General features: G+C 62.8%; 7 protein-coding genes. 1 reads left to right on the forward strand and 6 read right to left on the reverse strand.

Annotated elements, in window-relative coordinates:
- Positions 1-23 precede the first annotated feature (23 nt).
- The 5 genes from tsaA to rimO all read right to left on the reverse strand — a co-directional run bounded on the left by tsaA (position 24) and on the right by rimO (position 3975).
- Positions 24-719 (reverse strand): tRNA (N6-threonylcarbamoyladenosine(37)-N6)-methyltransferase TrmO, encoded by a 696-nt coding sequence (gene tsaA, locus ACF8K2_RS06745; RefSeq protein ID WP_392464025.1) that lies wholly within the window; start codon positions 717-719, stop codon positions 24-26.
- A gap of 6 nt (positions 720-725) precedes the next feature.
- Positions 726-1187, reverse strand: coding sequence for a DUF1456 family protein (locus tag ACF8K2_RS06750; RefSeq protein ID WP_186555375.1), 462 nt, complete (start codon positions 1185-1187; stop codon positions 726-728).
- Positions 1188-1236: 49 nt separating this feature from the next.
- Entirely contained in the window at positions 1237-1947 is a 711-nt protein-coding gene (locus ACF8K2_RS06755) for an rRNA pseudouridine synthase (protein ID WP_392464026.1), read from the reverse strand.
- A gap of 91 nt (positions 1948-2038) precedes the next feature.
- Positions 2039-2506, reverse strand: coding sequence for a GNAT family N-acetyltransferase (locus ACF8K2_RS06760; RefSeq protein ID WP_392464027.1), 468 nt, complete (start codon positions 2504-2506; stop codon positions 2039-2041).
- A 131-nt stretch (positions 2507-2637) separates the two neighbouring features.
- The gene (gene rimO, locus ACF8K2_RS06765) at positions 2638-3975 is read right to left on the reverse strand and encodes a 30S ribosomal protein S12 methylthiotransferase RimO (protein ID WP_368971514.1); all 1338 of its coding nucleotides are present in this window, start codon (positions 3973-3975) and stop codon (positions 2638-2640) included.
- A gap of 246 nt (positions 3976-4221) precedes the next feature.
- Here rimO and ACF8K2_RS06770 point away from each other — a divergent pair, with 246 nt between their 5' ends.
- A complete protein-coding gene (locus ACF8K2_RS06770) occupies positions 4222-6120 on the forward strand; it encodes a potassium transporter Kup (protein WP_392464028.1) in 1899 nt (632 codons plus the stop codon).
- A 132-nt stretch (positions 6121-6252) separates the two neighbouring features.
- Here ACF8K2_RS06770 and ACF8K2_RS06775 read toward each other — a convergent pair.
- Positions 6253-7122, reverse strand: an 870-nt coding sequence (locus tag ACF8K2_RS06775; RefSeq protein ID WP_392464029.1) for a virulence factor family protein, incomplete at its 5' end; no start/stop codon positions are given.

Raw genomic sequence — 7122 nt, forward strand, 5'->3', positions numbered from 1 at the left:
CGATGAGACCGGTTGAGAAAGGCTCAGCAGTCGAGCGTCACTTCCAGCACCCGAATCCGATCGGTCTGCGGATAATGCCAGCGCACCTGCACATCCCAGAACTTGACCCCATACACCCGCTCAACCGGCGGCACTTGATAGGCCGGACGAGGATCCTGCGCCAGGCACTGCTCGATCAGCTCCACCAGCGGCTCGCCGAGGCGCTGGGCATGCTCGCCTGCCTGAAGCAGGGCACTGTCGGCCCAGTCCACGGCAATCGCCACAGGGGCGCCGTCGGCCATCAGGTTGCTGGCGCCGCTGACGCTGTCGGCGTAGGGCACGTACGGCTTGATATCCAGTACCGGGGTGCCGTCGAGCAAGTCGATCCCCGACAGCAGCAAACGCCCCGGCTCAACACCCTCAAGGCGGACCACCGACTGACCGATGCCGTTGGGGCGATGGGTGGCGCGCGTGGCGAACACGCCCATGCTCTTGTTGCCGCCCAGGCGCGGCGGACGCACCTTCAGCCGCGGTTTGTCTTCCAGGGCCTGATGGAACAGGAACAACAGCCAGACGTGGCTGACTTGTTCCAGGCCCGCCACCGCATCGCCCTGGTCGAACGGCGGCAGCAGCTCCAGCACGCCACGCGCAGCCGGGGCCAGCTGTGGCTGGCGCGGGATGGCGAACTTCTCCTTGAAGCAGGAGCGCACGATGCCGACGGGCGAGACCGTATGCTGCATGACCACTCAGCCGCGCACGCGCAAGGTCAGGCCCTTGAGGAAGTTGCGCAGCAACTGATCGCCGCAGGGGCGATAGTTCTCATGGCCGACCTTGCGAAACAGCGCGCTGAGCTCAGGCTTGGTCACCGGGAAGTTGACCGACTTGAGAATGGCGTGCAAGTCTTCTTCCTTGAGCTCGAACGCCACCCGCAGCTTCTTGAGGATGGTGTTGTTGGTCACCGGCAGCTCCAGTGGCTGCGGCGGGCGGCTGTCATCGCGGCCACGGCGATGAATCACCAGGCCATCGAGAAAGTGCGCCATGACCTCATCTGGGCAGCGCACGAAGCCGGGTTCTTCTTCCTTCTTCATGTAGCTGGCGACTGCCTCGGTGGACACTGCCAAGCCAGACAACTCGATGACCTTGGCGATCTTCGGGTCATTGAGCTTGAGCATGTAGCGCACGCTGCGCAGGACGTCGTTGTGGTTCATTGCGGCAAATCCTGTTCAATGCCGCGCACAGGCTGCGCGGCGGTATCGCTTAGAAACGTTCGGTAACGGCGACGTAGCGCCATTGGCCCAGGGGCAACTTGCCCATCGACACACCGCCCAGGCGGATCCGACGCATGCTGACGATCTCCAGCCGCAGGCTGGCACACAGTTCGCTGATCTGGCCGGGCTGGGGGTTCTTCAAGGCCAGCCGCAGGTGGGTCTCGTTCTGCCAGCTGGCCTTGGCCTTGGGCAGTTCGCGGTCATTGCGGGTGATGCCCCGGGCCAAGCGCTCCAGCGCTTGCGGGGTGGCCTCGCCACGTACCTCGATGATGTATTCCTGCTCCAGCTTGCGCAGGTCTCGTTCGATCTTGCCGGATACCCGCCAGTCCTGGGTGAACAGCTGCAGGCCAGTCGCCCCGCGCTCCAGCGGCGCGACGCAGGCCAGCCGGGCAAAGTGGCCGTGCAGCGGCCGTACGTCCTGGCTGTGGGCTTGGCTAAGGTTGTCCATGCCAATGCTGGCGCGGGCGCTTTCAGCGTCCATACCGGCAGGTTGGTTGATCAGCAGGGTGATCGGCTCCAGCGCCTCGGCGCGGGCGCCAGGAAGCAGGGCGACCTGCTGGCCGTCAATCTTGAACTGGGGCTGTTCGACCACCACGCCATCGACTGTCACCCAGCCGCCCTCGATGTACTGCTCGGCCTCGCGGCGGGAGCAGCCGAGTTGCTCGATGAGGCGTTTGGACAGGCGCACGGGTTCAGACATGGAGACGATTCGCTAAAGGCAGGGAAAGACCGGCCATTGTACCTGCCAAGACGTGCTTGGGGCTGGGAATCTGTGCCATTTGCCCTGTTTCCTAACGGGGTTGCTCGCGTTTGCGCGGATGCAATTGCAGATGCAGCAGAGGGTAGGGCTGGCCCAGACCATCGGTAGCCGAGCGTCCGACAATTTCGAAGCCTTCATGCAGGTAGAAGCCCAGCGCTTGCGGGTTCTGCTCATTGACGTCCAGCCGTTCGGCGTTCAGCTCATCGATGGCGTAGTGCAGCAGACGCTTGCCGACCCCTTTGCCACGCTGCTCGGGGGCGACGAAGAGCATATCGACGCGGCCGTTGGCCACCCCGGCAAAACCAAGAATGCGCCGGGCGTCCTTGCAGCAGATCAGCATTACTGCATCCAGGTACTGACGCAGGACATGCTCACGCAGCAGCAGGATGTAGGCATCGGGCAGGAAGTCATGGGTGGCGCGAACCGAGGCTTCCCAGACTCGAACCAGCTCGGGGTAGTCGCTTACATGCGGGGTTTGCAGCGTCAATGCCGAGCGCATCCCTGTGATCCTCCGAGTGCGTTGTCTCGATCGCAGCCTCTGCCGGAGCGGCAGGCCTGGCGGCCCTCTCATGAACCATAGATGCAAAAAAAAGCCCCGCCAGTTGGCGGGGCTCGCGGTGGGAAAAAGCCTCAGACAGGCTCAGCCCACATATCGTATTCATCGGCATCGACTACGCGGCAACGGACTTTGTCGCCGGGCTTGAAGCCATGGTCGCCATCGATGAACACGCTGCCGTCGATCTCGGGTGCATCGAAGAAGCTGCGGCCAACCGAGCCTTGTTCCTCGACCTCATCGATCAGCACTTCGATCTCTTTGCCGATGCGCATCTGCAAGCGCGCGGCGCTGATCGCCTGTTGATGGGCCATGAAGCGGTCCCAGCGGTCTTGCTTGATATCGTCCGGCACTTCGTCCAGGCCCAGGTCGTTGGCCGGGGCGCCTTCGACTGGGGAGTACTGGAAGCAACCAACGCGGTCGAGCTGGGCTTCGGTCAGCCAGTCGAGCAGGTATTGGAAGTCTTCTTCGGTTTCGCCAGGGAAGCCGACGATGAAGGTCGAACGGATCACCAGCTCAGGGCACTGCTCGCGCCAGTTCTTGATTCGCGCCAGGGTGCGGTCTTCGAACGCTGGGCGCTTCATCGACTTGAGCACTTTCGGGCTGGCGTGCTGGAATGGGATGTCCAGGTACGGCAGGATCTTGCCGGCCGCCATCAGCGGGATCACGTCGTCGACGTTGGGGTAGGGGTAGACGTAGTGCAGGCGTACCCAGGCGCCCAGGCTGCTCAGGGCCTCGCACAGCTCGAGCATGCGCGTCTTGACCGGGCGGCCGTTCCAGAAGTCGGTCTTGTACTTGACGTCGACGCCATAGGCGCTGGTGTCCTGGGAGATCACCAGGATCTCCTTGACGCCGGCCTTGACCAGGCGCTCGGCCTCGCTCAGCACTTCACCTACCGGACGGCTGACCAGCTTGCCGCGCATCGATGGAATGATGCAGAAGCTGCAGCTGTGGTTGCAGCCTTCGGAAATCTTCAGGTAGGCGTAGTGACGTGGGGTCAGCTTGACGCCTTGAGGTGGCACCAGGTCGATCAGCGGGTTGTGGTCCTGGCGCGGGGGCACCACTTCGTGCACGGCGTTGACTACCTGCTCGTACTGCTGCGGGCCGGTCACCGACAGCACGCTTGGGTGCACGTCACGGATACTGCCTTCCTCGACACCCATGCAGCCGGTGACGATGACCTTGCCGTTTTCCTTGATCGCTTCGCCGATCACTTCCAGCGACTCGGCCTTGGCGCTGTCGATGAAGCCGCAGGTGTTGACCACCACTACGTCGGCGTCCTCGTAGGTCGGCACGACTTCATAGCCTTCCATGCGCAGCTGGGTCAGGATGCGCTCGGAATCGACCAATGCCTTCGGGCATCCGAGAGAGACAAACCCTACCTTCGGCGTGGTAGGAGCGGGGGTGGTGGACATAGCTAACCTCGGCATTGAAAGCGGTTGCCCTGGCGGTGGCGAGGGCAATCCCGACGGGCGCTTTCGGCGCCTCTGATCAAAAAGTGCGCAATTCTAGCGAGCGCAAGGTCGCTTGACCAGCAGAAAAGCGACGAACGCTGCGCTAAGCTTTGCGCCATTGCCTGCCGGTATCTGCGACGTATCTAGGATGCCCTGGCAGGCGTGCCAATTCTATCGGTCCGACGAGGCCGTCTGCGGGAGTGGTCGATGGTTCAGGCAAGCAGTCACGCCGAAGGCGGGCAGGGCGCGGCACGGCCGCTGAGCCTGCTGGTGGCAGCTGTTGGGGTGGTCTACGGCGATATCGGTACCAGCCCGCTGTACACCCTCAAGGAAGTCTTCTCCGGCGGTTACGGGGTGCCGGTCAACCATGATGGGGTGCTGGGCATCCTGTCGCTGATCCTCTGGTCGTTGATCTGGGTGGTGTCGGTCAAGTACGTGACCTTCATCCTACGTGCCGACAACCAGGGCGAAGGTGGCATCATGGCACTGACCGCCTTGGCCCGGCGGGCTTCGGCGCCGTATCCGAAGTTGCGCATGCTGATGGTCGGTTGTGGCCTTATTGGCGCCTCATTGTTCTATGGCGACAGCATGATCACCCCGGCGGTGTCGGTGTTGTCGGCGGTAGAGGGGATGGGGCTGGCCTTCGATGGCATTGACCATTGGGTGGTGCCGATTGCCGTGGTGGTGCTGGTGGCGCTGTTTCTGGTGCAAAAGCACGGGACGGCGAAGATCGGCATTCTGTTCGGCCCGGTGATGGTGACCTGGTTCCTGGTCCTGGCGGCGTTGGGCCTGCATGGGATTTCCCACAGCCCGGAAGTGCTCAGCGCCTTCAATCCGGCCTGGGCGGTGCGCTTCTTTATCGTGCATCCCGGCATGGGCGTGGCGATCCTTGGCGCAGTGGTGTTGGCGCTGACCGGTGCCGAGGCGCTGTATGCCGATATGGGCCATTTTGGCCGCAAGCCGATTGCTCGGGCTTGGTTCATCCTGGTGCTGCCGGCACTGGTGCTGAACTACTTCGGTCAGGGCGCGCTGTTGCTGCACGATCCTGAGGCAGCACGTAACCCGTTCTATTTATTGGCGCCGTCCTGGGCACTGCTGCCTTTGATCGGGCTGGCCACCCTGTCCACGGTAATCGCTTCTCAAGCGGTCATTTCCGGGGCCTTCTCGCTCACCCGCCAGGCGATACAGCTGGGCTACATCCCTCGGATGCAGATCCAGCACACCTCCAGCGATGAGCAGGGGCAGATCTATATCGGCGCAGTCAACTGGGCACTGATGGTGGCGGTCGTGCTGCTGGTGATCGGTTTCGAGTCGTCCGGCGCGCTGGCGGCAGCCTATGGCGTGGCAGTCACCGGCACCATGCTGATGACCACGCTGCTGGTCTCGACGGTGATGCTGTTGTTGTGGAAGTGGCCACCGCTGCTGGCGGTGCCGATCCTGTTGGGGTTCTTGTTTGTCGACGCGCTGTTTTTCACCGCCAACCTGCCCAAGGTCGTGCAGGGTGGCGCTTTCCCGGTGCTCGCCGGCAGCGTGCTGTTCTTGCTGATGACCACTTGGAAGCGCGGCAAGCAAATTTTGGTGGAGCGCATCGATGAGGCGGCGCTGCCGTTGCCGGTATTTATCAGCAGCATTCGTGTGCAGCCGCCGCATCGGGTCGAAGGCACTGCGGTGTTTCTGACCGCGCGGCCGGATGCAGTGCCGCACGCGCTGTTGCACAACATGCTGCACAACCAGGTACTGCATAGCCAGGTGGTGCTGCTGACGGTGGTCAGTGAGGACCGCCCGCGGGTGCCGGAACAGGAGCGCTTCGAAGTGGAGGCCTACGGCGATGGCTTCTTCCGAGTGTTGCTGCACTTTGGTTTCATGGATGAGCCGGATGTGCCCCAGGCACTGAAGCTGTGCCATCTGGAAGAGCTGGACTTCAGCCCCATGCGCACGACCTACTTCCTCAGCCGAGAGACGGTGATCGCCTCGCGGTTGGAAGGGATGGCGCGCTGGCGTGGCACGTTGTTCGCTTTCTTGTTGAAGAATGCCAACGGTAATCTGCGCTTCTTCAATTTGCCGTTGAACCGGGTGATCGAGCTGGGGACCCAGGTCGAGATTTGAACGCTGCGTGGGTTGTGTCAGTCCTGCCTTCTTCGCGGGCAAGCCCGCGCCCACAAGATTCCCTATTGGAGCGGGCTTGCCCGCGCAGAGGCCTGAACTGACACAGCAGCACTGTTTTTTATCCGCTTTCGATCAGTTCTGCTCTGCGACGCTCGATTTGCCCTGGCGCGTCTCGATCTCGCCGATCAAGCGCTTGGCCAGCGCCGGGTAGTTCTCATCGAAATGATGCCCGCCCGGTAGTTTCAGGCGCTCGCCGACCGCGGTGTGATCGGTACAGCCACTCTCGTCGCTTTCTTCCACACCATAGATGCACACCACCTTGGCCGCCGGCATGCGGGCCATTTCCGGCCCGGTCGGCGCTTCCTGGCCTTCCTTGCCCAACCAGCCCTCGACTTCGATCTCAAAACTGCCACTGCGGGCGAAGGCCAGCAGAATCACCGCGTCGACCCGTTGCTGGTCTTCGACTGGCAAGCGGTTGTAGATCGCTGGCAGCACATCGGCGCCGAACGAGTAGCCGGTGAGCACGAAGCGCTTGGTACCCCATTTCTGCCGATAGTGCTGCATCAACTCGGACAGGTCGGCAGCGCTTTGCTCGGGCGTCTTGTGCTGCCAGTAGTAGCGCAGGGTATCGATACCCACCACTGGGTAGCCGAGCTTGGCCATCTCGCCGGCGACATCGCGATCGAGGTCACGCCAGCCGCCGTCACCGGAAAGGAACAGGGTCACGGTATCGGTGGTTTGGCCCGCCGGCACTTCCACCACCGGGATGCTCAAGGCATTGCCGTCATGGCCGACCAGGGCTTGGGTCAGCTGGCTCTTGAGCACTTGTGGCAGGTGAATGTCGTAGTCGCTGATGCTGGTCTCGGCGTTGGCCTGGTCACGCACGAAGGCGGCGCTGGCGTCGTCCGGGTTGTCGTTCCAGGCCACGTTCCAATGGCCGTGGGCAGCAGCCTTGGGCAGTGCCGGGCAGCCGGGTTGTTCGAGGTTGAAGTCAACCGAGAT

The sequence above is a fragment of the Pseudomonas sp. xss_2 genome, from assembly GCF_043104195.1.
GTDB classification, from domain to species: domain Bacteria; phylum Pseudomonadota; class Gammaproteobacteria; order Pseudomonadales; family Pseudomonadaceae; genus Aquipseudomonas; species Aquipseudomonas urmiensis.

What these genes read in the sequence shown, in the direction of transcription:
- ACF8K2_RS06760 (WP_392464027.1), bottom strand. Translation starts at nt 2,506, where the DNA reads ATGCGCTCGGCATTGACGCTGCAAACCCCGCATGTAAGCGACTACCCC.
- tsaA (WP_392464025.1), bottom strand. Translation starts at nt 719, where the DNA reads ATGCAGCATACGGTCTCGCCCGTCGGCATCGTGCGCTCCTGCTTCAAG.
- rimO (WP_368971514.1), bottom strand. Translation starts at nt 3,975, where the DNA reads ATGTCCACCACCCCCGCTCCTACCACGCCGAAGGTAGGGTTTGTCTCT.
- ACF8K2_RS06750 (WP_186555375.1), bottom strand. Translation starts at nt 1,187, where the DNA reads ATGAACCACAACGACGTCCTGCGCAGCGTGCGCTACATGCTCAAGCTC.
- ACF8K2_RS06770 (WP_392464028.1), top strand. Translation starts at nt 4,222, where the DNA reads ATGGTTCAGGCAAGCAGTCACGCCGAAGGCGGGCAGGGCGCGGCACGG.
- ACF8K2_RS06755 (WP_392464026.1), bottom strand. Translation starts at nt 1,947, where the DNA reads ATGTCTGAACCCGTGCGCCTGTCCAAACGCCTCATCGAGCAACTCGGC.